General features: G+C 43.9%; 13 protein-coding genes, 2 tRNA genes and 3 rRNA genes. 3 read left to right on the forward strand and 15 right to left on the reverse strand.

Annotated features, from left to right (window positions below):
• Positions 1–8 precede the first annotated feature (8 nt).
• The 12 genes from H6795_02390 to gyrB form a co-directional block, all read right to left on the reverse strand.
• A complete protein-coding gene (locus tag H6795_02390; GenBank protein MCB9817370.1) occupies positions 9–1,058 on the reverse strand; it encodes a hypothetical protein in 1,050 nt (349 codons plus the stop codon).
• Entirely contained in the window at positions 1,033–1,371 is a 339-nt protein-coding gene (locus H6795_02395; GenBank protein MCB9817371.1) for a hypothetical protein, read from the reverse strand. Before H6795_02395 ends, H6795_02390 begins: the two co-directional genes overlap by 26 nt.
• A 71-nt stretch (positions 1,372–1,442) precedes the next feature.
• Positions 1,443–3,071, reverse strand: coding sequence for a hypothetical protein (locus H6795_02400; protein ID MCB9817372.1), 1,629 nt, complete (start codon positions 3,069–3,071; stop codon positions 1,443–1,445).
• A 1,185-nt stretch (positions 3,072–4,256) separates the two neighbouring features.
• Positions 4,257–4,943 carry a tail fiber domain-containing protein gene (locus tag H6795_02405; GenBank protein MCB9817373.1) on the reverse strand — a complete coding sequence of 229 codons (687 nt, stop codon included), beginning with the start codon at positions 4,941–4,943 and terminating at the stop codon, positions 4,257–4,259.
• A 1,201-nt stretch (positions 4,944–6,144) separates the two neighbouring features.
• Positions 6,145–6,261, reverse strand: a 5S ribosomal RNA gene (gene rrf, locus H6795_02410).
• 157 nt (positions 6,262–6,418) lie between these two features.
• A 23S ribosomal RNA gene (locus tag H6795_02415) occupies positions 6,419–10,348 on the reverse strand.
• 422 nt (positions 10,349–10,770) lie between these two features.
• Positions 10,771–10,847, reverse strand: a tRNA-Ile gene (locus tag H6795_02420).
• Between the two features lie 168 nt (positions 10,848–11,015).
• Positions 11,016–11,092 (reverse strand) — tRNA-Ala (locus H6795_02425).
• A 236-nt stretch (positions 11,093–11,328) separates the two neighbouring features.
• Positions 11,329–12,803, reverse strand: a 16S ribosomal RNA gene (locus H6795_02430).
• The 16S, 23S and 5S rRNA genes sit together here with 2 tRNA genes alongside, the layout of an rRNA operon.
• 213 nt (positions 12,804–13,016) lie before the next feature.
• Positions 13,017–13,436 carry a divergent PAP2 family protein gene (locus tag H6795_02435; protein MCB9817374.1) on the reverse strand — a complete coding sequence of 140 codons (420 nt, stop codon included), beginning with the start codon at positions 13,434–13,436 and terminating at the stop codon, positions 13,017–13,019.
• Entirely contained in the window at positions 13,429–15,948 is a 2,520-nt protein-coding gene (gene gyrA, locus H6795_02440) for a DNA gyrase subunit A (protein ID MCB9817375.1), read from the reverse strand. The genes H6795_02435 and gyrA overlap by 8 nt, the downstream gene beginning before the upstream one ends.
• A gap of 1 nt (position 15,949) precedes the next feature.
• A complete protein-coding gene (gene gyrB / locus H6795_02445; protein MCB9817376.1) occupies positions 15,950–17,926 on the reverse strand; it encodes a DNA topoisomerase (ATP-hydrolyzing) subunit B in 1,977 nt (658 codons plus the stop codon).
• 146 nt (positions 17,927–18,072) lie between these two features.
• Here gyrB and H6795_02450 point away from each other — a divergent pair, with 146 nt between their 5' ends.
• Positions 18,073–20,037 (forward strand): DUF11 domain-containing protein, encoded by a 1,965-nt coding sequence (locus H6795_02450; GenBank protein MCB9817377.1) that lies wholly within the window; start codon positions 18,073–18,075, stop codon positions 20,035–20,037.
• Between the two features lie 2 nt (positions 20,038–20,039).
• Positions 20,040–20,603 carry a hypothetical protein gene (locus tag H6795_02455; GenBank protein MCB9817378.1) on the forward strand — a complete coding sequence of 188 codons (564 nt, stop codon included), beginning with the start codon at positions 20,040–20,042 and terminating at the stop codon, positions 20,601–20,603.
• A 24-nt stretch (positions 20,604–20,627) separates the two neighbouring features.
• On the opposite strand, the gene H6795_02460 is transcribed toward H6795_02455, so the two are convergent.
• Genes H6795_02460 through H6795_02470 form a run of 3 tightly spaced genes read right to left on the reverse strand, consistent with a single transcriptional unit; the run spans position 20,628 to position 24,377 of the window.
• Positions 20,628–23,546: an ATP-binding protein gene (locus H6795_02460; protein MCB9817379.1), complete on the reverse strand. Its 2,919-nt coding sequence runs from the start codon at positions 23,544–23,546 to the stop codon at positions 20,628–20,630.
• Between the two features lie 14 nt (positions 23,547–23,560).
• Positions 23,561–23,995: a hypothetical protein gene (locus H6795_02465; GenBank protein ID MCB9817380.1), complete on the reverse strand. Its 435-nt coding sequence runs from the start codon at positions 23,993–23,995 to the stop codon at positions 23,561–23,563.
• Positions 23,996–24,038: 43 nt separating this feature from the next.
• Entirely contained in the window at positions 24,039–24,377 is a 339-nt protein-coding gene (locus H6795_02470) for a hypothetical protein (protein MCB9817381.1), read from the reverse strand.
• Positions 24,378–25,076: 699 nt separating this feature from the next.
• Here H6795_02470 and H6795_02475 point away from each other — a divergent pair.
• Positions 25,077–26,747: a YifB family Mg chelatase-like AAA ATPase gene (locus H6795_02475; protein MCB9817382.1), complete on the forward strand. Its 1,671-nt coding sequence runs from the start codon at positions 25,077–25,079 to the stop codon at positions 26,745–26,747.
• Positions 26,748–26,793: the final 46 nt, after the last annotated feature.

Consider the following 26,793-nt stretch of genomic DNA (forward strand, 5'->3'; position numbering starts at 1 on the left):
ACTTGCTGTTAAGCTGTCATTGGCAATTTGGGCATCACCAATACTATCTGCGGTAATGCTGAGATTAATGTTTGACTAGAAGCAGATACCGCTATTTGGCTATTGCCTTGGATGGTGAGCGCACCACCTAAGCCATTTAAGGCTGTCACGCCACCAGATCCACCAACACTGGCTTGGCTGACCCACGTAAAGCCACCCGTGGTGTTATCGTAGGTGAGGACATAGCCGTTCGTACCAGCACCAGCTACGTTGGTGCTTTCTAGATCAATTGCTTCTAAGGTACCGTTAGTAACTTCACTGCCCTCTATGGTGGTACCGAGACTGCTGGTGAGGGTGACACTGCCACCCAATGCCACCGCGCCACCACCTGTTAAGCCAGTGCCAGCCGTCACGGTGACTTGGCCACTACCAGTCAGACGAGCATTGGCCACCGTACCGCTACTTATGTTGCTACCATTAAGAGCACTTAAGGCTGCACCATTGCCACTGAATGAGGTAGCCGTGACAGCACCGGCGCCAGTCACACGGAAGTTACTAATACCGTTGGTTTGCCAGTTAACGTAATCGCCCGCGTAACCACTGCTGGCGTTAATACCAATGTAGGTACCGCTGGCACTGCCGGCAGCAATTGCACTACCAAACTTGAGGAGTGATGAGGTGGCCGACAAGGCGGGCACACCAGTGAAATCTGCAGCGACACCGCCGGTGACACTACTCGTCAGGGTTGCACTGAAGGTCTTGGCCCCACTGACGGTTTGGGTATTGTTAAGTAACATCACGTTACTGCTAAGACGAGCGTCAGCGACCGTGCCAGAAGCAATGTTACTACCATTTAAGTTGGTTAGGTTAATACCACTCACAGCTGGTAATTGGCTGCTGGCATTAAGCTGCACCAGTTGGCTGGCACCGTTAAAGCTATTGCCTTGTAAGGTAACGTTACTACTAAGACGGGCGTCAGCGACCGTGCCACTGGTAACTTGGTTACCGTTAATAGCAATGGAGCTAGAGCCGGCAGCGGTTAAGCGGCCATCACTATCTACCGTAGCACATGGATGCACTATAGCTACCACTCGTCACAGTCGTACTGGCGAGTTCAGACGCATTCACTGCTCCAGCAGCAATCTCACTAGAACCAACACTAAAGGAACTTGCTGTTAAGCTGTCATTGGCAATTTGGGCATCACCAATACTATCTGCGGTAATGCTGAGATTAATGTTTGGACTAGAAGCAGATACCGCTATTTGGCTATTGCCTTGGATGGTGAGCGCACCACCTAAGCCATTTAAGGCTGTCACGCCACCAGATCCACCAACACTGGCTTGGCTGACCCACGTAAAGCCACCCGTGGTGTTTATCGTAGGTGAGGACATAGCCGTTCGTACCAGCACCAGCTACGTTGGTGCTTTCTAGATCAATTGCTTCTAAGGTACCGTTAGTAACTTCACTGCCCTATGGTGGTACCGAGACTGCTGGTGAGGGTGACACTGCCACCCAATGCCACCGCGCCACCACCTGTTAAGCCAGTGCCAGCCGTAATGCTAAGGCTGGCATTTGTCAGACCTACGGTTAAGTTCCCATTCGCCCCACCATCTGTGATGGAGATGTTAGAACCAGCCGTCAGGACTCGTTCGTTGGTGAGGCTGCCGTCTAGACCAAGTGTGAGGTAGCTAGCGGCAATTGGTGCACTACCACTGCCACCTGTTCCACAGGTACTACTAAAGCTGAGGTTACCAGCTGCATCACCGACAATACAGTCACCACTACCACCATAGCCACTCGGGAGCTTAAAGGTCAGGTTACTAGCAATGGCAGCTGACTGCAGCGTGGTAGTGTTGCTAGAGCCATCGTTGAGCACGAGACTACCTTGTTGAGTCGTTGTACCAACGCTGATGGTTGCACCCTGGACGGTGAGGGTACCACTAAAGGTTGGGGAGTTGGCGACATTGATGGTCAGGGTGCCATTGGCACCTGTGTCAGCCACGCTAATGTTAGTGCCAGCGGTTAAGACTCGTTCACCCGTTAAGGTACCGTCTAGGGCGAGGGTGAGGTAGCTGGCACCAACTGGTGCGCCACCACCGCCTGAGCCACAAGTGGCACTGAAAGATAGACCACCTGCTCCGTTGCCAACAATACAGTCACCACTACCGCCATAGGCATTTGGGAGGGTGAAGGTCAGATTGCCGGCAGTGGCAGCAGCTTGAATGGTGGTGGTGTTGGTACTGCCATCGCTTAAGGTGAGGACACCTGCTTGGGAGGTGGTGCCAATAGACACACTGGCACCCTGAAAGACACCAGTGCCCGCCACGGTGAGGTTACCATTGGCGGCCAGTAGCAGTCGGTCATTGCCACTGGCTTGGAACTGCAGTAAGCTACCTGCTCCGGTTTGGTTGATGCGCAGTGCTGTGTTGGCTGAATTGACAGTTTGGGTGGCACTAGGTGCCAGTTGGGCCAGTTGGTCAGCCGTAAAGGAGCCCGTGGCTCCTTTGAGGGTTTGGGCTTGTTGGGCAGCAAAGGCGTATGGTACAGCCGTTACCTTGATGCGAGGGTTCATCTCACCATTCCATGGTGGGGTGGCGGTTTGGGTGGGACCGCCGATGTTCATGCTGAGCCAGAGTTCTTGGCTCCAGTCTATGGTGCCAGGAAAGGCTGTACCACCAGCGGTGGTATCTGCCAGGCTGACGGTCAGGTAGCCGTTCTTGACCTGGACACGGTAGTCATTGCCAGGTGCGGCGCCATTGGTGTCGTAGCGAGTGTCTGTCCAGAGTAGTGTGCCACCAGAGGCTGCATCGTACAGTTTAAACTGGACGTTGTAGTAGCCATCAGGCACCAGGGCGCCAGTGTTGGTGAGGATACGGGCTTGGAAGTTAATGGTGGTGTTAGCGGCTGCTTTAGCTACGGGTGTGAAGGCGGGCGTATATAGATATATATACAAGGAGAGGATGGTGACAAGAGCAAGAGCAAGCAAAGCAAAGCGGGAAAGCTTTGTTACGAGAGAAGACCGAGCTGCTGGATACAAGTTGTTGGATGATGGAGGAAGCACAGCATGCAAAAGAAGCACCTCGTGGATCATCTGCTTTGTTGTCTTGTGGGTAGGTGCGGCCTTACCACGACGACGGAGGAGATGACGGGTGCGTGAAAGTATGTGACTAGTGCGGGATAGTCTGTTCACTGCGGATATTTATTTTTATTTAGGCTGCACTACATTGCGGATGTAATGAGCGTTTTTTGTTGCGGTTTGTCTGCGGATGACTTTGTTTATTTAGTTTTTTGCTTTTGACAAACTTACTTACCAGCATATCTGAGGCAACAGAGATGTACAAGACTTTTTGTATACAAAAATAGAACACAGAAAGAAACATAAAAACACATACATAGTGTGTGCAATATGTAGCGTTACTTACATCGTTACAGGAGCAATATATAAAACACAGAGCTACCAACAGTGCTTCACACTGTATGCATTATTACAACAACAATATTTGAGGGGGTAGAGTTATCCACAGGGATATAGAGAGTTTAAAGGTAATTTTGATAATTACTGATGCAACATTACTCTATTACAAAGTATGAATACTTGTATGTTTTGCTGGTTTGCGTGGTGTTGGGTGTCCCAAAAGTAAAACCATTAGCAGTTGGTGTTGCAAATACTTGTATACTGGCACTGTCTATGTCTTGGCCAGTAATTACTACCTTGGGGGTGTTACCGAATGCTTGATTAAACGTAACCTCTGCAAGCGTTCCAGCCGTAGTATTAGCACCAGCAACTATAGTTATGGTACCGGCGGTGTCGTTGCCCTCTATGGTGGTTACTTGTGGAGCTGGTATGTTGTTATTGGTATCTTCTACTCCAGCTGCAGTGCCTACAGTAGCTGTTGGGTGTTGCCAGCTGTTATTATGTGGCCGTTGACTGTTAGGTTAGCTACTGTGACATTTTGGACTGTTAGGTTGCCGGCTATGACAACATCGTCTGTTACGGTTAGGCTACTCATGGTTACTGGGCCAGTGACATTTAGGTTGCCTACTACATTGAGGTTACCTTGTATGGTGCCACCGTTGGTAAGATCTAGAATGTTGTTAGAGGCTGGTTGGATAGAGTTTTCTAGGGCGGCTAAGCGATCTTGAGCGTCAGTTATTTGAGTTTGCTGTTCGCCTATGGCTGCTATGGCATAAATAGGTAGTAAGTCGTAGCGCAGCTTTAGGTAGCCGTTTTCGTCAGTAGATACTAGTTCAGGTGCTACCTGTAATACTTGCTGAGCTATAAGGCCATATTGTATTTCGTTACCCGTAGCACCAGTATAGTAGTTTTACCAAGTTGGTTGAACTTATAGGTCACTGCTTGTAAGTTAGCAACTTTATTTAAGATACCACTCATACTAGTAACTTCTTCTTTAAAGCGTTCATCAGATGAACATGTACCAGTTAATGCGGCACCATCAAACCGTTTTATACAACCATTGGTACCGCTGGTGCCCACTTTAACATCACCATAAACCCTTAGCTTGTCGGTGCCGTCTTGTACGCCACCAATACCTATACAGCCAGTACCTACGGTAGTACCAGTACCAAAGCCACCGCCACCAAAGATGACATTGCCTATTGATAGTTGGTTGGAACCTGTTGTGCTTTGGGCATCTATGTCATAGCCAATTATGATGTTTGTGTCGCCAGCAGTTAAATTATCTCCAGCCTGGTAGCCAATTGCGATATTACTTGAACCTGTACTATTAATTAGACTACTTCTCCCGACAGCAGTATTGCCCCAGCCGGTGGTATTGTAATATAAACTATTGCGACCTATAGCAACATTTTCACTGCCATTAGTGTTAGAGTATAGGCTACTATCACCGACAGCAGTGTTACTAGAATTTTGATTGAAAAATAAGCTGTAAGTACCAACAGCGACATTAGCACTTCCCCATTGATTATAGTATAGACTATACAAACCGATTGAAGCATTAGCGGTGCCATTGCTGTTATTGCGTTGACTATTAGAGCCGATGGCTGTGTTTGATGTGCCACTAGTAACAACACTTAGGCTATTAGCACCTATAGCCGTGTTATTATCGCCTGTTGTGTTTAATCTTAAAGAGTTTTGACCTAAACCAGTATTATTGCTGCTTCTACTGGTCGCTCTAAGCTCTAATGCAACATTGTTCGAGCTGTCTTTAATTGCCAGTACACTTGTGTTAAAGCTAACTTCTCTAATACTGATTATGGTTATACTACCATTATATAAAATACTATTAGGATTGATATAAAAACCTGATGTATTTGTTGTCGTAATAAAAGCGGTCAGAAACAGTTGTATTGCTATTCATAGTTGCGCTAGATAAACCTAACTGAAAAGAAGCAGTTTGGGCATTAACTACAGTAGAATAGGTAATAGCATTGGAAGTTAATGGTGGTGTTGGCGGCTGCTAACGCGTTGGGTGTGAAGGCGGGCGTATATAGATATACAGCGGTAAGGAGGCTGAGAGTGAGGGTGAACAAAAGAGAGCTGGCAGTAATGGTGCGATGGAATATACGGGTTGAGTGGGAATTGGTACTACCAGGATGTAGTACGTATGTACATAATTTTGTAAGTCTATAAAAACAAAAAACACAGGCCCGCTTATGTGGGATCTGTGCCTAAGATATCTGTTGGTAGGTGCGACGTTGCGGCCTTTTAGCCAATAACGCCATTTGCGCAGCATGTTGGTTTTTTGGTTTTTTGTTTTTTTAGTGTTTGTGTGTGTATACCGCTGTTTTGGTTTACAGATTTAAGTATATATGATTAGCCGCAGCAAGCAAGGCACTTTGTATACACAAAAATAGAACATGTGAATACTACAAAAATGTGTAAATAATGTGTACAATATGTAGTTATATATACATCGTTACAGATATAGCATGCATAGATTCATGAAATTATTGCTAAATATATTGTATGTTAATTTACAACATAATAATTATACTGTGCAGAGTTTTCCACAAGTATAATAGATAAAAGCTTTCCTGTTCGGAGGGCTTTTATAAATTACGGCACCGTGACAAGACCCCACAAAAATTATTTTGCGGGGAACCCCGCTATTTATCATAATATAGGGAAAATAGCACGCTGTAACAAAAGATAAAAGCCCTCCTATTCGGAGGGCTTTTATATAATTCGGCACCGTGCTATTTTCCCAGGCTTTGATTGGCCAAGTATTGTAACCGCTGCTAGGCTTAACTACTGTGTTCGGCATGGGAACAGGTGTTTCCCTAGCGCCATGGGCACCGATATTAGTCCCGCTCTATACTAGACTGCAGGGACTTATATCGACGTCCATCAACGATAGATATTGTTACAAAAAGCATTATGACAAACACAAATAGCTAGTTAATTACTGCCAATTTCTCGTACGATGCAACAAAACGATATTACATCATACGAGATGCATAAAAAGTCGATGGATCTATTAGTACGCTTTGGCTGAATGTATTGCTACACGTACACCTTGCGCCTATCAACCTGATCGTCTTTCAGGGATCTCTATAGGGAAATGCAATCTTGGGATTAGTTTCGCGCTTAATATGCTTTCAGCGCTTATCTAGACCGCACTTAGCTACCCAGCTATGCCTGTAGGTCAGACAACTGGTACACCAGCGGTGCGTCCACCCCGGTCCTCTCGTACTAGGGGCAGATTCCCTCACATTTCCTATTGTCCACATCGGATATAAACCGAACTGTCTCACGACGTTCTGAACCCAGCTCACGTACCTCTTTAACCGGCGAACAGCCGGACCCTTGGGACCTGCTCCAGCCCCAGGATGAGATGAGCCGACATCGAGGTGCCAAACAGCGCCGTCTATGTGAACTATTGGGCGCTATAAGCCTGTTATCCCCGGGGTAACTTTTATCCGTTTGCGTTGCCGATTCCACACTCATATACATAATGTATGGACAACGGGTCACTTACTCCCACTTTCGTGCCTGCTTGGCTTGTAGGCCTCACAGTCAAGCTGGCTTATGCGTATGCACTATCACTACGATTTCCATCCGTAGCTAGCCAACCTTTGAACGCCTCCGCTACTCTTTAGGAGGCAACCGCCCCAGTTAAACTACCCACCAGACACTGTCCTCGAACCGGATAACGGTCCAAGTAAGAACAAAGTAACAACAAGGGTGGTATTTCACTGAAGACTCCACCATCGCTAGCGCGTTGGCTTCATAGTCTCCCACCTATGCTACACATGTTGTCACCCAGCTCAATGTCAAGCTGTAGTAAAGCTCCACGGGGTCTTCTCGTCCTGATGCGGACAGACGGCATCTTTACCGCCAATGCACTTTCACCGAGTCCCTTCTTGAGACAGTACCCATATCATTACTCCATTCGTGCGGGTCAGAACTTCATATCGTTAGCTGTAATTTTCATTACAGATCAGACTATATCTTCATCTCGCTTCGATCACTTGGAGGAGTTCGTTCATGGTGTATTTTCGTTTACCTGATTCGTTCATGGCATATGCTTTTGTGATAATTGCCGCTAATTTCACACTGTTAAGGTGTTGCAACGCTGCAATTTGATCGCATATCCAAGCAAAAGTTATATAATCATCTAACTTCTGCGTACGTAATGGATATTTCTTAAAATGTGGTAAGACTTTCGTTCTTAAATCGCCTACAGACCTGACTTCATACTTGTAAGTTTGGTCATGTTTGCTAAAACGTATAGCTCCACATCCGAAATAGTCTTGAATATCTTTCAAGACAGAAAGGCTTCTCTTGTTTTGACCTATTGAAAAACTAGGTCTCACTTCGATACCTGTTTTCATCTTAGCTCTTTTGTTGAAAGAGACAGAAAAACAACCTTCCCCATCTACAAATCCGGTAATATACCATGCTTGCTCCGTAAGCGTCGTTTCTTGTAAGCGAGAGCCAACGTATTGTACATTTTGCGTCATGTACCTCTCCTTTCGGATCAGTCGTTACGGCTTCCCCTTAGTTAAAGGGATTGCCACGAGATTACCAATCGTCTTGACCAGACGCTTAGGCTTCCTCGTTATTAGTTGGTTTACTTACATTGTGTTGCCACAATCTTCAGGCAAGTTTCTTACCTGACAAGGAATTTCGCTACCTTAGGACGGTTATAGTTACCGCCGCCGTTCACTGGGGCTTCAGTTTGTGCCGTGAAGCACGCCCCTTAACCTTCCAGCACTGGGCAGGAGTCAGCCCCTATACATCCACTTTCGTGTTAGCAGAGACCTGTGTTTTTGGTAAACAGTTGCATGGGTTCTTTCGCTGCGGCCCCGTCACACTATTTATTACTAAATGTGTTATAAAGGCTGTAGCTTTCTTCTCTCAAATCTTCGGTTGCCCTAAAAAGAAGTTATAACTTTTTAAGGACTTTTGGCTGATCTTGTAATGATCAGTGTGAGTGTTTTCAAAAAGAAAACTTGCCAATACTGTTGTTGCTATTACAACAACTCCTTCACAGTAATAAACACTGTGACGGGGCAGACCTTATCCCGAAGTTACGGTCGCTGTATTGCCGAGTTCCTTAAGAAGGGTTCTCTCGTACGCCTTGGTCTACTCGACCTGAGCACCTGTGTCGGTTTGCGGTACGGTCGGCAATATCTATACACTCACAGACTTTTCTGGTCAGCTTGGGTCACTGGAATCGTGTCCGAAAGGACACTCTCATTCGCGCTTCAGACGAATCCTAGACGCTTAGACAGTCATACCATTAGACTGCTCCAACTACCATGCCGCGAATCTGTGAGCAACAATATCGCCGGTACGGGAATATTAACCCGTTGTCCATCGCCTACGCTACGCGCCTCGGCTTAGGCCCGACTAACCCTGGGATGATTACCATGGCCCAGGAAACCTTGCTCTTTCGGCGGACAGGTTTCTCACCTGTCTTAAAGTTACTTATTCCAGCATTCTCACTTGTTGCCGCTCCACCAAACCTTACAGTTCAACTTCACTGCAGACAACAACGCTCCTCTACCACTGCCACTAATGTGACAATCCATATCTTCGGTATTACGCTTTAGCCCCGTTACATTTTCCGCGCAGGGTCTCTTGATGAGTGAGCTGTTACGCACTCTTTAAATGAATGGCTGCTTCTAAGCCAACATCCTCATTGTTTAAGAAACCCCACCTCGTTTCCCACTGAGCGTAAATTTAGGGACCTTAGATGATGGTCTGGGCTGTTTCCCTTTCGAGCGCCGAGCTTAGCCCCGACGTTCTAACTGCTGTGCTTACACAAATGGTATTCGTAGTTTATCAAGGGTGAGTACCCTCGCGGGCCTCAGTCCGAAACAGAGCTCTACCCCCACTTGCTACTACACAACGCTAGCCCTAAAGCTATTTCGAGGAGAACCAGCTATCTCCGAGTTCGATTGGCATTTCACCGCTAACCACAGGTCATCCGGGAGTTTTGCAATTCTCTACGGTTCGGCCCTCCACGTAGTTTTACCCACGCTTCAGCCTGCCCATGGTTAGGTCACCCGGTTTCGGGTCTATTAACAGATACTAATCGGCCTATTCAGCCTCGCTTTCACTACGCCTCCGGTATAAACCTTAAGCTCGCACCTGCCAATAACTCGCTGGATCGTTCTACAAAAAGCACGCCGTCACAGTCTAAAAGACCGCTCCGACTCCTTGTACGCACACAATTTCAGAATCTATTTCACTCCCCTTTCGGGGTTCTTTTTACCTTTCCCTCGCGGTACTTGTTCGCTATCGATCGTAAGATATGTTTAGCCTTGGAAGGTGGTCCTTCCAGCTTCAGTCAGAGTTTCTCGTGTTCCGACCTACTTGAGTGTCAAAACAATCTAATAAATTAGGTTGTTTCTAGGGATATATCCCACCAAATAATAAGGTTAGCGATACTTTGCATACCGGGCTCTCACCGTCTATGGCATATCGTTCCAAACATTTCTGCTCGCCTCGCTAATTTTTTACCTTACATACAGAAATGACAGTCTGTATTCTCAAGTGAGACGACTACGCGAACGTAGTATTCTCACTTGGCTATTTGATCCTCACAACCCCCTTTTAATATTCGTCTGTCAACTTATCCGTTTTGCAACGGAAACTAAAAAGGTTTGGGCTCTTCCGGGGTCGCTCGCCACTACTGCCGGAATCGTTGTTTACTTTCTTTTCCTCTCCCTACTAAGATGTTTCAGTTCAGGAGCTTACCTCTACCTATCCTATGTGTTCAGATAAGAGTGACTAGGTATGACCCTAGCCGGGTTCCCCCATTAGGACATCCGCGGTTCACCGTTTATTTGGCAACTCCCCGCGGCTTATCGCAGCCTATCACGTCCTTCTTCGGTATCTTACGTCAAGGCATCCGTTATGTGCGCTTATGTAACTTTTTATGCATTGATTTCATTAACTAGCTATTGGTGTTTACCAATAGCTGTTTGCCGTTTGTCATATTTACTACTGTATACATTATCCTGTGAGGTGTATACAGTATGCTCTAAATTGTTAAGATACTAACTTGAACAGAGATTATCTGTTAGATACCCTGTTTCAAGTCTACACGTTTGTTTAAGGATTTTTATGCGCCTCAAACAAGCGCCTAGACTTGACCCATATCATAGTAGCAACTGTCATCAATAAAGTAAAGCAATTATTGTTGCGACATTTACTACTATTTTATATCTGTTTTTATGGTTATGCTTATTTACTACGGATCGTAATTATAAGCTTCATTTTGGTGGGCGATGGAGGACTTGAACCACCGACCTCGTCATTATCTCTGTTGAGAAAATGATAAGACATAAGCCCCAACTGGTGGGCGATGGAGGACTTGAACCACCGACCTCGTCATTATCAGTGACGCGCTCTAACCAGCTGAGCTAATCGCCCATCCCAGTTGTGACTTACGAATTGTTAACTTGCATTTACAGTGACACGCTCTAACCAGCTGAGTTAATCGCCCCTGCCAATAGTTACTTAAAGTACATTTAAAAGTACTGTACCAGTGACTACCAATTGTAAGTGACACACCAGGCCACTTGTCTCGTTGTTATACACTGGTGGAGCAACGGGGACTCGAACCCCGGACCCCCTGCTTGCAAAGCAGGTGCTCTAGCCAACTGAGCTATTGCCCCATAAATACTAGCCTAACAAATTGTACCTAATAATAGCATATTTGTAAAAGTACTTATTATGCAAAAGGGTGCTTCTTGCTATACGAGAAGCACCCTTTGTACGTTAAATATTGAATAGTGCGCGTCAACGATTTTTTTGAAATCATCTGTCACCCCATAAGAGGTGATAAAGCAACAAGTGATTTCAACTTGCTACCAGACCGACCATCTCGCATAATGCGAGATTGCTACTCCCTAGAAAGGAGGTAATCCATCCGCACCTTCCGGTACGGATACCTTGTTACGACTTAACCCCAATCATCTCCCCCACCTTAGGCCGAGGCAAAGCTCAGACTTTGGGTGTTGGCGACTTTCATGGCTTGACGGGCGGTGTGTACAAGACCCGGGAACGTATTCACGGTAATGTGCTGACTCACCGTTACTAGCGATTCCGACTTCATGCAGGCGAGTTTCAGCCTGCAATCCGAACTGGGACCGGCTTTGATGGGATTTGCTCCCCCTCGCGGGTTGGCTGCCCTTTGTACCGGCCATTGTAGCGTGTTTGTAGCCCCAGACGTAAGGGCAATACTGACCTGACGTCATCCCCTCCTTCCTCCCTGTTGCCAGGGCAGTCTGTTTAGAGAAATTCAACTAAACACAAGGGTTGCGCTCGTTAATGGACTTAACCATACATCTCACGACACGAGCTGACGACGGCCATGCAACACCTGTCACTGCGTTCCCGAAGGCACAGTTTCCTTTCGGAAGCCTTCGCAGGATGTCAAGTCTGGGTAAGGTTCTTCGCTTACCATCGAATTAAACAACACGCTCCACCGCTTGTGCGGGTCCCCGTCAATTCCTTTGAGTTTTAATCTTGCGACCGTACTCCCCAGGCGGGATGCTTAACGCGTTAACTTCGCTACTACTCAGGTCGATGTGAGTAACAGCTAGCATCCATCGTTTACAGCGTGGACTACCGGGGTATCTAATCCCGTTTGCTACCCACGCTTTCGTGCCTTAGTGTCAGTAACGAGCCAGTAGACTGCCTACGCCATCGGTGTTCCTCCCAATATCTACGGATTTCACTCCTACACTGGGAATTCCATCTACCTCTCTCGCACTCTAGTTTGCCAGTTTGGAACGCAATAATACGGTTGAGCCGTACGCTTTCACGTCCCACTTAACAATCCACCTACGCAACTCTTTACGCCCAGTAATTCCGGATAACGCTTGGATCCTACGTATGACCGCGGCTGCTGGCACGTAGTTAGCCGATCCTTATTCATGTGTTACAGTCAAATTCTTCGCACATAAAAGCAGTTTACAACCCGAAGGCATTCATCCTGCACGCGGCGTTGCTCCATCAGGCTCTCGCCCATTGTGGAAAATTCCCTACTGCTGCCTCCCGTAGGAGTCTGGACCGTTCTCAGTTCCAGTCAGGCTGATCATCCTCTCAGACCAGCTACCGATCGTCGCCTTGGTGAGCTTTTACCTCACCAACAAGCTAATCAGACGCAGGCCACTCCCAAAGCGCATAAAGCTTTACTCCGAAGAGCATATGCGGCATTAGCCACCCTTTCGGGCAGTTATTCCTCACTTTGGGGCATGTTCCTACGCGTTACTCTGCCGTCCGCCGCTCGCCGCCAGTCCGAAGACCGCGCTGCCGCTCGACTTGCATGTATTAGGCACGCCGCCAGCGTTCATCCTGAGCCAGGATCAAACTCTCCATTAAAGAACAGACTTAAAAAAAATCTGCGCTGACTTATCTTGAAATTACTTAAAAAGAAATTTACTTATCAACTTGACGTTGACGCTGCACTATTCAATTTTTAACGTCCGATTTTTTGAGCACATTAAACAATGCGCCTCAAAATATCTTTAGTAATACTACTCTAAATCCACCGCCGGGTCAAGCATGTACGGACATTAAATGTAGTAGATTTTTCTACAATAATACTACTGTTAGCAGTCCGGTGATGATCCCAACAACCAGACCAGCTAAGACTTCTACTGGTGAGTGCCCCCGAGCATCATGCAGTACTGCAAGCTTAATATTCGTCTTTTTTGCTAGCTGCTGCAGCGCCTTGGTTTGCTCGCCAGTAGTACGTCTTACCCCCATAGCGTCGTACATGACAATTGCAGTAAATGCTACAGCTATTGCAAAATAGGCAGAACTGATTCCATATTGATACCCCACGGCTGTAGTCAAAGAACTGGTAAACGCAGCGTGCGAACTTGGCATGCCACCAGATTGAATAGCATCACTAAATTGAATACCATCTTTTCTTAGGGTAAAAATGAATTTTAATAATTGAGCTATTATCCAGCCAGCAAAAGGAGCAACTAAAATAGCATACTTATTCACTGTCGTCTGCCGTCTCTTCTACTTCTTGTAAGACCTTCGCTACCAATGCAAGAGAAACAACACTATCACCGTTATTTAAACGCATGATACGAACACCTTGAGTTGCGCGACCGAGTTCTGATATATCTTTAATGCCTAAACGTATAGTTTGCCCTTGAGAAGAAATGATAATCACCTCATTCGCTTCTTCTGTAAGATTGGCGACACCAATTAGATTACCGGTTTTTTTGTTAACAACCGCTGATCTAATACCTACACCACCCCTTTTATGAGCAGTAAACTGAGCAACCTTCGTACGCTTGCCATACCCTAGTTCGCTAATAACAAATATATTTGAATCTTCGTGAACTATATCCATGCCGATAACGTAATCGTTCGGGCGCAAACGTATTCCACGTACACCCCTAGATACTCTCCCCATAGCCCTAACTTCTTTTTCATGGAACCGTATCGCTTGACCTAACGATGTAGAAATAACTACTTCGTTATCTCCTGTGCTAAAGCGAATCCACTTTAATTCATCACCATCATCTAGGTTAATTGCTATGAGCCCAGAGGTGCGTACATTTCTGTACTGTTCGTATGCAGTTTTCTTTACAACACCCCGTACTGTTGCCATGAACAAATATCCGTTCTCTTCTGACTTGCTTACCCTTATAAGTGCACTTACTTTTTCTTCAGGCTGTAACTGCAATAGGTTTACAATAGCAACGCCCTTTGCATTGAGGCCAGTTGCTGGAATTTCGTAACCTTTTAGTCGGAATACCCTTCCTTTATTGGTAAAGAACAGCAAAAAGTCATGCGTGCTGGCAATAACAAGATGTTCTATAAGATCTTCATCTCTGGTTGTCATACCGCGACGACCCTTACCACCGCGACCTTGTCTTTTATAGTCTACAGCTGGGCTTCGTTTAATATAGTTTTCTGTTGTTAGAGTTACTACTACTTGTTCATCAGGAATTAGTTCTTCGTCACTAAACTTTCCAAGCTCTTGAGAGACTATCTTGGTACGTCGCTCATCACCGTAGCGCTCTTTAAGGTCGGCAAGTTCTTGCTTGATAATACCCAATATCTTGGTTTCATCTGCCAAAATAGCCTTGAGGTTAGTAATAAGTTTGATAAGTTCGGCAAGTTCATCTTCAATTTTTTGTCGCTCTAGACCTGTTAGTGTTCTAAGTGGCAACGCTAAGATAGATTTTGCCTGAATCTCAGACAGCTTAAATTGCTGCATAAGGTTCTTGGAAGCTTCTTCTACCGTCTTAGAAGCACGTATGACACGAATTACTTCGTCTATATTATCTAAGGCTACTTTATATCCTTCTAGTATGTGGGCACGAGCCTCTGCCTTCTTGAGCTCGAATTCAGTCCTGCGCCGTACGACAACTTGGCGATGCTTAATATATTCGTGCAATATATCACTAAGGCTCAGAACTCGTGGTTGAATACCATCAACTAACGCGAGCATATTGTAATGAAACGATGTTTGCAGTGGAGTAAGTTTATATAATTGATTCAATACTTTTTTAGGGTATGCATCTTTTTTCAGGTCTACCACAATACGCACAATACCGCGGGCACTTTCGTCTCGTAAGTCAGATATGCCGGTAATCTTTTTATCTTTTACTAAATCAGCAATTTTCTCTATAAGTGACGCTTTGTTTAGATTGTAAGGAATTTCCGATATAACAATTCTGAATGCACCTTTTTTAGAACGCTCCTGAATATCTGCCACACCCCTGACAACCACACCACCACGGCCAGTCTTATAAGCAGTTGTTAACGATTCACTACCGTACACTATGCCACCCGTAGGGAAATCAGGACCTTTCACATATTGCAATAGATCGTCGGTACTTGCTTCTGGTGTGTCTATAAGATGCGTAATCGCATCAATAATTTCACCCAAGTTATGTGGAGGTATAGACGTAGCCATTCCTACCGCTATTCCAATCTGTCCGTTTAAAAGAAGATTCGGTAAACGTGCGGGTAAGACAGTTGGTTCTTGCTTGCGGCCGTCATAGTTATCACGCCAGTCAACCGTTTCTTTATCTATATCTACGAGCATTTCTTCTGCGACCCGAGCCATACGGGCTTCTGTGTATCGCATGGCTGCTGGCGGATCTCCGTCCATAGAGCCAAAGTTACCTTGGCCATCAACCAATGTGTAACGCATAGACCAATCTTGAGCCATACGTACCATAGAATCGTAAATGGCAGAATCGCCATGCGGGTGGTAATCACCCATCACAGAACCTACCACCGTTGCGGATTTACGATGACGTGCTCCGGCACGTAGACCCTCGAGGTTCATGGTGTATAAAATACGACGATGAACAGGCTTAAGTCCATCACGTACGTCAGGTAATGCACGCGACACAATGACACTCATAGAGTAGCGTAGGTAGCTATCTTCCATGATATTTTCAACAGAGGTAAGTTCTACTTCTCTTGAATGTGTTTGAGCAGGAATAATTTCCATATCTGGTGTATCTTTTACTACATCTTCGTCCATATTATATATCCAAATCCTTTACAAATTTAGCTCGTGACTGTATAAAGTTTTTGCGCAAATCTACTTCTTCTCCCATTAACTTATTAAAGATTGCGTCTGCCTTTTCTGCATCTTCTATCTTTACTTGAATGAGCACTCTGTTTTCTGGATTCATGGTTGTTTCCCATAATTGATCGGCGTCCATTTCACCAAGACCTTTATATCTTTGCACTTCTGAAACACCTGCCTGTTTTCTAATATCATCACTAGGATCAATTGTTACGCCAGCAGCTTTTCTCGCTTCTACGAGCTCTTGCAATATAGAGTCACGCTCTTCATCTGAATAAGCATATCTCTTCTTGGTCGCACTTAGTTTAATAGCAAAGAGTGGTGGTTTTGCTAAGTACATATAACCACCCTCTATTACTGGTGCCATATATCTGAAGAAAAAGGTTAGTAGCAACGTGCTAATGTGTGATCCATCTACGTCTGCATCTGTCATGATAATAATGCGGTGATAGCGCAAGCCACTAATATCAAACTGTTCATCTATACCAACACCAAGTGCTTTAATGAGACTTACAATTTCGTTGTTTGCAAGCATTTTGTCTAATCTGGCTCGTTCTACATTCAACACTTTACCTCTGAGCGGCAAAATAGCTTGTGTCTTACTATCACGCCCACTCTTGGCGGACCCACCCGCAGAGTCACCCTCTACGAGATAAATCTCGGAATCGGCTGGATCCTTAGAAGAACAATCAGATAGTTTACCTGGCATGCTAGCGCCATCTAATACGCCTTTGCGAATGATACTATCTCTGGCGGCGCGGGCTGCTTTTCGGGCACGCGCGGCAAGCAGCGCTTTACCTATAATGCCTTTGGCGACGGCTGGGTTCTCCTCTAGGTAATATGAAAAATATTCTGACATTACTTTTTCTACGTAACCACGGATTTCAGGGTTCCCAAGTTTGTTCTTTGTTTGTCCTTCAAACTGAGGATCAGGGATTTTTACTAAAATCACAGATGTTAGACCTTCACGAACGTCATCACCAGATAAATTATCGTCTTTCTCTTTTAGGAGACTATTCTTACGTGCATAGTCATTTATTACCCTCGTAAGTGCCGCACGAAAGCCCACCATGTGTGTGCCTCCGTCTGGGTTAAAAACATTATTAGCAAACGCCTTAACGGTTTCGTTAAACGAATCGTTATACTGCAGTGCAATTTCTACACCTACGTCCTGTATTTGTTTTTCGACGTAAAATATCTTGTCACCGACTACGTCTTTGCCAATATTCAAATGGCGAACGTAACTTTGTATACCACCTTCAAAATAAAAGCAGTATTCCTGCGACGCAATGTCATCGATAACAAGCGTCTTGACCCCTTTGGTTAAGTACGCCTGGTGTCGCAAATAATCTACAACCCATTCGTAATCAAAATTTGTTTCTTGAAAAATTGTATCATCAGGCCAAAAAGTTATTGTGGTGCCTGTTTTATCTGTTTTACCAATTATCTCTAGTTCGGAAGTCGGTACACCTTTTTCGTACGTCTGTTGATACGTTTTGCCATCTTTATAGACTTGGGCAATCATTCGGTTTGATAGCGCATTCACAACGCTAAGACCAACACCGTGCAAACCACTGGAGACTTTATAACCACCACCACCGAATTTTCCACCCGCGTGCAAAATGGTAAGAACAGTTTCTAGTGTACTTTTGCCTGTTTTAGGGTGGATGTCTATTGGGATACCCCTCCCATCATCAGACACTTCTACGCCACCATCTGCCAATAATCGGACGCGCACTTCACTCGCATGACCAGCAATAGCTTCGTCTACGGAGTTGTCGGCAATTTCTTTTATTAAGTGATGAAGCCCATCACGACCCGTACCACCAATATACATACCCGGTCTTTTACGAACAGGCTCTAAGCCTTCTAACACTTGAATCTGGCCGGCATCGTAAGACGCTGCGGCCGCAGCTGTTTGTTTACTCATACCCTACTACTTACTCTCTCTGTTTAGTATCACACTCAATTATATATTTTTCAGGGCAATGTTTCAACCATAAGAATATTGCCTTTTAGTGTAATAACTGGTTATATAAAAGGGTACAATAATTGTTCATTAGTATATATACAAAAATGTTTCGAAAATTAATATCAAACCTACCATTCCAACCTTCTTTGCTATCAGATGTAGCCTTTTATGCGCATAGGCTCAAGCAGGAGCACGCTATACGACGTATTGGTTTTATATTAATACTGGTTGGCTTTGGCATACAGATTTTTGCTGTCGCTTTTCCACCAGAAGCCTCGTTAGCCACCAACACATCAGACATAGTATACGGAGCAACTACTAAAAAAGATGTGTTACGTGCGTATCGTAATAACCAAGACACGCAAGGCCGAAAAGACATAAGAGCAATTTTTGATCATTACGGTATCGGCGAAGCTCAAATTGAAAACGCAACCAAAACTACTATTAAAGATAACAACTCAAACTACATAAACACTTCTAGAAGCACTACCAAATATGCAGATACCTTTGTGCCAATTCAAGGAGCCATAGATGGTGGAATTTATGAATTTCCCCTTAAATATTGGCGCAAAAACGAATTCCCAAACGGTTACCCTGCTCTAACAGGAATATCTACGTACGGATTTAGGTTTTGGATATTACTTAAAGGTTGCGGAAATATTGTGTACGAAAAAGGTGCTAAAAAACCGAACTTTGAAATAACCAAACAACTAACTTCTAAATCTACCATCAATGAGGGAGAAAAGAGTACATACGACATTAGATTCCGTAATACTGGTGCTATTGCGAGTAACCAGACAAAAATTACCGATAGCTTACCTGCTGGGCTAGAGTACGTTTCGTACAAAAGTACTGCCGATGTACGCTTTCATAAAAAAGGTCAAACCCTCACTTGGGAAATAGCTAATAAAAACAGTAGTTTAAGCCCAGGAAATAGATGGCACCAAATAACGGTAACAACAAAATCTACCAAAGCCACTACTAAGAAGCTGTGTAATGCAGTGGTAATTAATGCCGGGAACGCCAAACGTGCTGAAGCAAAAGATACTACATGCATTACGGTTGTTAAGCCTACGTGCCCTGGTACAGGGTTACCTATTCCCGCGGGAGGTGTTGGAGCCTGCCTAGTTCAATGCCCAGACGGCTCGCAGATTCCGTATAATCAAAGTTGTAGTGTACCCCAACTTAGTTGTAGTAATTTACAAGTAGTCGCTGCATCAGCCTGGAACACCAGAGAACTGCAAACTACGGTCGCCAGCCAGCCGGGCGCTGCTGTGCGACAGGTTGACTTTTACATAAATGGGCAATTAGCTGGCTCTTCACAAAATGCAACAAGCCAAGGAGTGTATTCGTATACGGGCAGCTTCCCTGATGCAGGCACGTACATAATCAAAAGTGAGGTCATTGCTGCTAATGGGCAGGTTCAGCCCAGCCAAAACTGTATGTACGAAGAAACAATTAATAAACCAGACGTTAATGGACCAATCTTGGTAACAGATAAACGTGTTCGGAATGAGACACAAAATATTGATAACGCGAACAACACAACCGCCAACCCTGGTGATCAGCTAACGTATAGTCTTACTATCACCAACCAAGGTGCCAGCCCAGCCGTAGACCTAGCGCTCTCTGGTGAATACGCTGAAGATATACGTGATATTTTAGAATATGCCGATATTGTGACACTTAACGACGGTGTGCTTAATAAAGAAACCAGCAAAATTACATGGGCAGCTACTACAATTGCGCCCGGGCAAACCATAACTAAAACATTCGCCGTTAAGGTCAAAGATCCTTTGCCTGCTACACCAATATCATTGTCTAACCCATTATCGTATGACTATGAAATGCACAATAAGTTTGGCCGAACAGTTGTTGTTAAGCTGAATAAACCTGGTTCAAAAGCTATTGAACAAACTGCGAGCATGCTACCTAATACTGGTCCAGGAAGCACGTTACTAATGAGTACACTGATAGTAGTCGTTGTTGCCTATTTTTACTATCGTAATAAACTACTCTCAAAAGAATTGGGTATTATTCAAAAAGAGTTTCAAGCGGGAGGACTATAGGTATGTCAGAAAAACTTCGCCACAACCACGAACAACAGTCTAATCACACTGAGAAAAAACCATACCACCACGAAACTATTCGTAAACACGAGACGCACACGTCTCCTGAACGTACACATTCTAAAGAGGCTATTTATAAGACAATAGAAAGTCAGGCTAAAAGCAAAGATAGCTTAAACATAACCCACACAGAAAAAGAGCATCATCAGCGACCTCATCACTATATTACCCGCAGCGTTAAACTTGGTGTGTATACCCACACAATTAAGCGTGTACAAAGCCAGCTAAAGCCCACAGAGCGCGTTTTTAGTAAAATTATACATAACGATACTATTGAAACTATAAGCGAGCTTGGCGCGGACACTGTGGGACGTTCCAGCGCAATTCTAGGCGGAGGCATCGTCATGGTCTTCGCTGGACTCGGCTTACTACTCACTGCCCGGTATTTTGGTTTTACAATACCCTTAAGTAGCCTCATTGTGTTATATGTAATCGGTTTTGTATTAGTGTTTATCGTTGATATCGCAAGCAAACCTCTAAAAAATCGGCGCCGTAAACACAACTAACGCACGTATTTCTTTTTTCGTTTTTTATGAACTGGTTTTAGAGGTTAGATTACCATTCTTGTCTATATGTATTGTGTCATCATGAGAAAACATACCTTTTGTACCAGTTTTTGCCACAATACTATCTTTTTGGGTAGAGGTACCTTGTTGAGAACTACTTGTGGTATCTGTTTTTGTATTGAGTGATTCTTTGAGTTTATTTGCAATGGAATCTATTTCTTGGTTATCTACAGTTTTACTACTGATATTTCGGTTGGTAGAAATATCGCCTTTTGGTACTGTCTCTGCAGCCTTGGGGGTTGTTGGGGCTGCTTGAGCTGCTGTTTGTTGTGGCCCAGCCGCCATCGCCGGATTCGTAATACGTTTGGCGTCTTGCGCTCGGCGCTTTGCCAGCCAATCATCTAAAAACGAGCTCTGGCCGGGCGGCTTAGGAGGTGCAATCCCTCCACCGAAAGCTCCTCCCCTCGCACCCAGGGTTGGTTTGGGTTTTTCTTCTGTCGTGAGTCTATTGAAGATTTCTTTCTCCACAATCGCTTTTGGTCTACCGTATTTAACTGCTGAAAGCTGTTTAAGAGCATCTGATAGTTGCTTGTTTGTATGGCCTAGTGGCGGGAGGTTAGCCATACTGAAAGGTTGCGTGGGCACGCCTCCAATGAGCATTTTTACAATTGTATTATAGTTGGGTAGCTGCTGTAAGTCGTCTATATCAAAGATAGGTCTAAAGTACCGTTCAAGCACTTCTGCATCTTGATTACCAACACGATGTGAAATAACGGTACCAATGTTTCCAAAAATAGCATCCCGAACTTCTTCAGTTAGTTGGGTGGTAAACTGGTTCGCCACTATAAGGTTTAGTCCAAATTTACGAGCCTCACTTAAAATGGTAGCAAAAGAATCTGTTGAGAAATTTTGAAATTCGTCTACATATAAACTAAAATCCCTCCGCTGAGCTTCTGGTATATCTGCCCGGCTCATGGCTGCTGCTTGAAATTTCATAACAAAAATCATCCCTAAAAGCTTTGAGTTAAGCTCACCTGTCCGCCCCTTACTTAGATTAACCAGTAATATTTTACCTTCGTCCATGATTTTTCTAAGGTCAAAGGAACTAGTATTCTGGCCAATAATGTTACGCATCATTTCGTTAGACATAAAGGCTCCAAACTTGCTAACGACCCAGCTTGTCACTTCTCCGGATTCGTTAGAACGTTGTGAATTTGGAAACTCTTTCGTCCAGAAATCTAGCACCATACGATCATTTGTGTATTTCAGTTTTTGTTTTGCGTAATCATAGTCCGTAAGTAGTTTAGGTATGTCTATAAAAGTTCCACCGTGAGGATCTGCCATAAGGAGTAATGCACAATTTCTAAAGATATGTTCGTAGCGTGGCCCAATAATTCCTTGATGTTGAGGGTCATATAATTTATACAACATAGAAATTACTTCTTGAATCAAAAAGTCTTTTTGTTCAGGCAAGCTATATTCAAATAAGTTAAGCCCAAGAGGATAATCCATATCTGACGGACAAAAATAAATTACATCTTCTGTTCTTTCTTTTGGCACCATTCCTAGCAGAGTCTCAGCTGTGTCACCGTGAGGATCAATAAAAGCAAACCCACGACCTTCTATCATATCTTGCAGCGCAAGGTTCTCTAAAAATACAGATTTACCGACACCGGTCTGACCGACAATATACATATGGCGGCGGCGATCGTTTTCGCTCAGCCTGATAGGCTTTTTGGCACCCCTAAAAACGTTGTAGCCAAGTAAGAGCCCATCTTCAAGCAAATTACGAGGTCCATCAACTTGTTTTGACTGTTGACGCTCAAGCTGTGTGGTTGGGACATTAGAAGAATCTGGCAAATGAAATATCGTTGCTAGTTCTACATCATTTAAAATACTCTTTCTGTATTCTGGTGGGAAAAATCGTAAAATATACGCGAGAACAAAGCTGTCTATATCCTTGGCTGGAATAAATTTAAACCCATTTCTGCCGGTAGCTTCATATAAAGAAAATACTGCGACAATGTTGTTTAAAATAACTTGCGATCGGTGCGAAATATTAGACGACGCTACTACCCGAACCAAGACTTCAAAACCATTATGCCGAGCTTTTTCTTCTATTGCTTCTGCGCGGGCTTGATCGGTACCAGAAACAGTTGGTGGTTCTACTGAGTTTTGACCTTCTTTTGCCTCTGGTGGTTTAACCGGCGCTGTGAATATTTGGCGGACCCACCAAAAAGCCAAATCTGCACCTTTTCTATTTTTCTTGCCTTGCCGTAAATTACTTGACTCGGTACTGGCTAGCTTAGTCCAGCCCGAGCTGGTAGGCCTAATAAGTATTTGAACCCCCGCACCATCTTCTCTTTCTAGTGACGACAAGGCGTTTAACAAGGCCTGCATAGTATCACGCTTAATCTCTTGATACGTCGCTATAGGATATACCGACGATTCTTTTAGCACTAATTCCCCGCCAATGGTACCGCTCGCTTTACCGACAGGGCTAAATATATTATGTTCGGCTACTTCTTCTAACCGGCTATTTGGGTAGGCGCTCAAGATTGCTTGTTCTATTACCGGCACCAATGTAATTGGAGCGGCCGTATAAAAATACACTTTTCCCTTATGCGCTACAATTTCTAAGCTAATATGTCGCTGACCATACAAGTTACTTTTAAAGCCTTTCTTGGTGGTACTCGCCAGTATGTTATACAGAGTTTGCGCCTTGAATATACTCTCGTCGGCTATATCGCGAGCATCGCGGCCTTTGCTTTCTAGATCGTCACTGCTTGGTGGTAAATGGATAAGCAAAGGTACCATTTTTAAGCCTCTTTCGTAGTTCTTTGCTTCTCGTAGGTTTTTCCTTGCAAAGAATAACATTCCACCAGCTAAACTGGGGATTACCACCAAAATAACTATAAGTAAAAATGAGGCCGAACTACTCATGTCGTACCATATTATTACTTTTTAGACGTGTCTTCTTTGGGGATAGCAATTGTTTTTCCATAGCGTTGCTGTATGTACTCTTTCTTTAAACCAGTCAGCTGATTAGACTTTGCATGTGGATCACCTTGTGTTCGAACGACAATTTCTTTAGCTTTATCTACCCATTCCTTCTCAATCACATCGTTATCATCAGCTATCACCGCTGCTGTACTCTGAGGGTCGGTACTCGGCTGAAGCTGCTGCAACGGCATAGCAGGTACTGCAACCGCACTTACCGCTTGGGAAACGGCGCTATTTGCTGCAGATAAACGCTCACCTGGCATGGGAGCAACTTTTAACTCTGGTGTTACATGACCAAAACCCTCTTTGCCAAAATCTGGCAAGGCCTCTCCGTTAGATACGTGAGGTTTTGGCAACTCGTGTTGCGGTGGTGTTTGCATTCCATCCATCAGAGGTTAGTATATCAAAATAAAGAGTTTATGTTTATACCATTTATTTTTTATATGTGGCATACCATGCTATCAATATGATTGTTGCAAATAATATAAATAAATCTAGTACTGTTGCCTGCCGGAGCGAAGCAAACATAATAAGAGCTGGTGGTACGCATGCAAATAAGAAAGTCATAGTGATATGGCTATACCAACTCTTTCCTGTATACAAAGCAAAAAATAAGGCTATAACATTCGCCGATAATACATATACTAAGATTAATATAATCAAGACAGGTACGGCTGTATCCGTTTTTGGTGTAATACTGCCAGCGAAAATCAAAAATATAGTTGATAAGCTTAATAAACTAGTCGTAAGGAACAATATCTGTTTTTTCATACTTTTAACCATACCTTAAGTTTCTCATAAAAGTGAATATCCGCCCCCAACCAGGCGGATATTCACCAACAACGTAAAATGTATACTTGGAGTTCTGAGACGGTAAATCCGCTCTGTAAAATTACTATTTAGCGCTTACCGTCTGGCAGAACTTTGACTGACCGCTCTCTCTGCCTTTAGGGCTTCGAGGGCGTTAACGAACACTTGTTTGTACATTTTGTAAGGTTTTTATGTTTTTCTTACATGTATGAAGCGTAGCAAAATAATGCATTTTAGTCAAGTATAACGTAGTTATTATTACTACTTTCATCTGTATATTAGTTAATTATTTTGTTGTTATAAATATAACATATTTTCTGTATACATAATTAAGTTGTTTACATGTATGCTGCTTTCAGGTGCTTTTATGGTATGGCCGATAGATATTTCGTAGGACTACGTTTATACGTTCTAGCGAATCTCTATAGGTTGTTCATTATGCACACAACACTACAAAGATTAAGGTTTTTATTGTGTGTGGTTACGAAGCAGAAACAACCACCACGGTTTGTTATTATGAGCGATAACTTACCCTTCAAAAACATATTAATACGTCTAGCAGTAGCTGTATTTAAAAAAATGCAGTTTGTATTAATTACCTAAAATTATAAAAAAGTCATTGACAGCAATTTTGCTTATCCTTTACTATGAACTTAGCGCTTGAATAAAAAAAGTGCTCAAAAACAAAAACCTGGCTTTAATAACAACGGCTTCTCGCAAGCCGTTGTTCCAAGCAAATCAGGTTTTACACAGACACAAAAACCTATATACCGTCATCACCCGCAGCTTGATGACGGTATTTTTTATTCATACTCATATTGTTGTACTATAGGGGGTATGATTGAATCACCTATTAGTATTGGCTACACTTCGGTTGCGGTACATGTAGAATGTAGCACTTCTAATGGGCTGCCATCTCTCACCATAGTAGGACTCGCAAGTAAAGCAGTAGATGAATCAAAAGAACGGATCAGAGCAGCAATTGTAGCAAGTGGATATGTATTCCCAAGAAAACGCATAATTGTTAATTTAGCACCCGCAGATATACAGAAGAATAGTTCTAGCCTCGATACAGCTATCGCGCTTGGTATACTGCATGCGGATAAACAAATAGCGCTTAAGAAACCTATCGTTGCCATCGGAGAACTTGGTTTAGATGGTTCTATACACGCAACACGAGGTATTATTGGTTTACTTAAAAGCTATATCAGCGACAATACCAAAGACATATACTTCCCTACTCAAAATAGCATGCAAGTTCAGGCTCTTGGACTGCAATCTGCGTATGCTGTACCTAATTTAAAGTCTATTGTAGAACATTTGAATGGCAATAGACCTTTAATAGCAGCTCAGCCTGGTTTGCTGTCTACGAACAAGATTTCTGCTCTCGTTGAACCCATTGATTTTGCTGAAATTATTGGGCAACAAGCTGCAAAACGAGCACTCATTATCGCTGCAGCAGGCGGTCATAATATTCTGTTATCAGGGCCCCCTGGCACAGGAAAAAGTATGCTCGCCAAAGCATTCATAAGTATTTTGCCCGATCTTACCTTAGAACAATCACTAGAAACAACACATATCCATAGCTTGGCAGGAGCAGAAATAGAAATGCTACTGACTCATCCACCACTTAGGTCACCACATCATACTTCTAGTAATGTTGCGATTATTGGTGGTGGGCACACGCTACGCCCTGGTGAAATAAGTCTTGCGCACAATGGGGTTTTGTTTTTAGATGAGCTGCCCGAATTCCCTCGGTCTATTATAGAAGCTCTTCGTCAGCCACTAGAAGATAATGTTGTAACAATCTCTCGGGCGCAATCTAGTACCACATACCCAAGTGATTTTATACTTATGGCAACCAGCAATCCATGTCCGTGTGGGTATTATGGGAGCACCAAAGCATGCACCTGCAACGCCCACGAAATAGCCAGATACCAAAAAAAGATTTCAGGACCAATATTAGATCGTATCGACATGCATTTTACTGTGTCTACTGTAGATCACGAAAATTTACTAAAGAAAACTAGCCTTAAAGAATCTCCTGACATAAAAGTGATTGTTAGCACAGCCAGAAAGATACAAAAACAACGCACAGATGCCCCGAACGCACGGCTTTCTAATAAAGAACTTAAGCGTGTGATGAATATTAACAAAGATGCAGAATCATTTCTCAATAGTGCCGCTCAAAAAATGGATATATCGGCACGTTCATACATGAAGACGGTAAAGTTAGCCCGTACGATTGCCGACCTAGAGAAATCAAATGAGATAACAACGGCACATATTACCGAAGCGCTGCAATATAGACCAAAACAAACGGTATTATAAATCTAAATTGTTGACCCCAGTGACGTAATCTGTTATAGTCAGTATC

The organism is Candidatus Nomurabacteria bacterium, assembly GCA_020631975.1.
Lineage (GTDB): Bacteria > Patescibacteriota > Saccharimonadia > Saccharimonadales > CAIOMD01 > JACKGO01.

Bases quoted from the DNA above. Each gene is read 5' to 3' on its own strand.
- H6795_02395 (MCB9817371.1), bottom strand. From the start codon at position 1,371: ATGTCCTCACCTACGATAAACACCACGGGTGGCTTTACGTGGGTCAGC.
- H6795_02400 (MCB9817372.1), bottom strand. From the start codon at position 3,071: ATGATCCACGAGGTGCTTCTTTTGCATGCTGTGCTTCCTCCATCATCC.
- gyrA (MCB9817375.1), bottom strand. From the start codon at position 15,948: ATGGACGAAGATGTAGTAAAAGATACACCAGATATGGAAATTATTCCT.
- gyrB (MCB9817376.1), bottom strand. From the start codon at position 17,926: ATGAGTAAACAAACAGCTGCGGCCGCAGCGTCTTACGATGCCGGCCAG.
- H6795_02450 (MCB9817377.1), top strand. From the start codon at position 18,073: ATGTTTCGAAAATTAATATCAAACCTACCATTCCAACCTTCTTTGCTA.
- H6795_02455 (MCB9817378.1), top strand. From the start codon at position 20,040: ATGTCAGAAAAACTTCGCCACAACCACGAACAACAGTCTAATCACACT.
- H6795_02460 (MCB9817379.1), bottom strand. From the start codon at position 23,546: ATGAGTAGTTCGGCCTCATTTTTACTTATAGTTATTTTGGTGGTAATC.
- H6795_02465 (MCB9817380.1), bottom strand. From the start codon at position 23,995: ATGGATGGAATGCAAACACCACCGCAACACGAGTTGCCAAAACCTCAC.
- H6795_02470 (MCB9817381.1), bottom strand. From the start codon at position 24,377: ATGAAAAAACAGATATTGTTCCTTACGACTAGTTTATTAAGCTTATCA.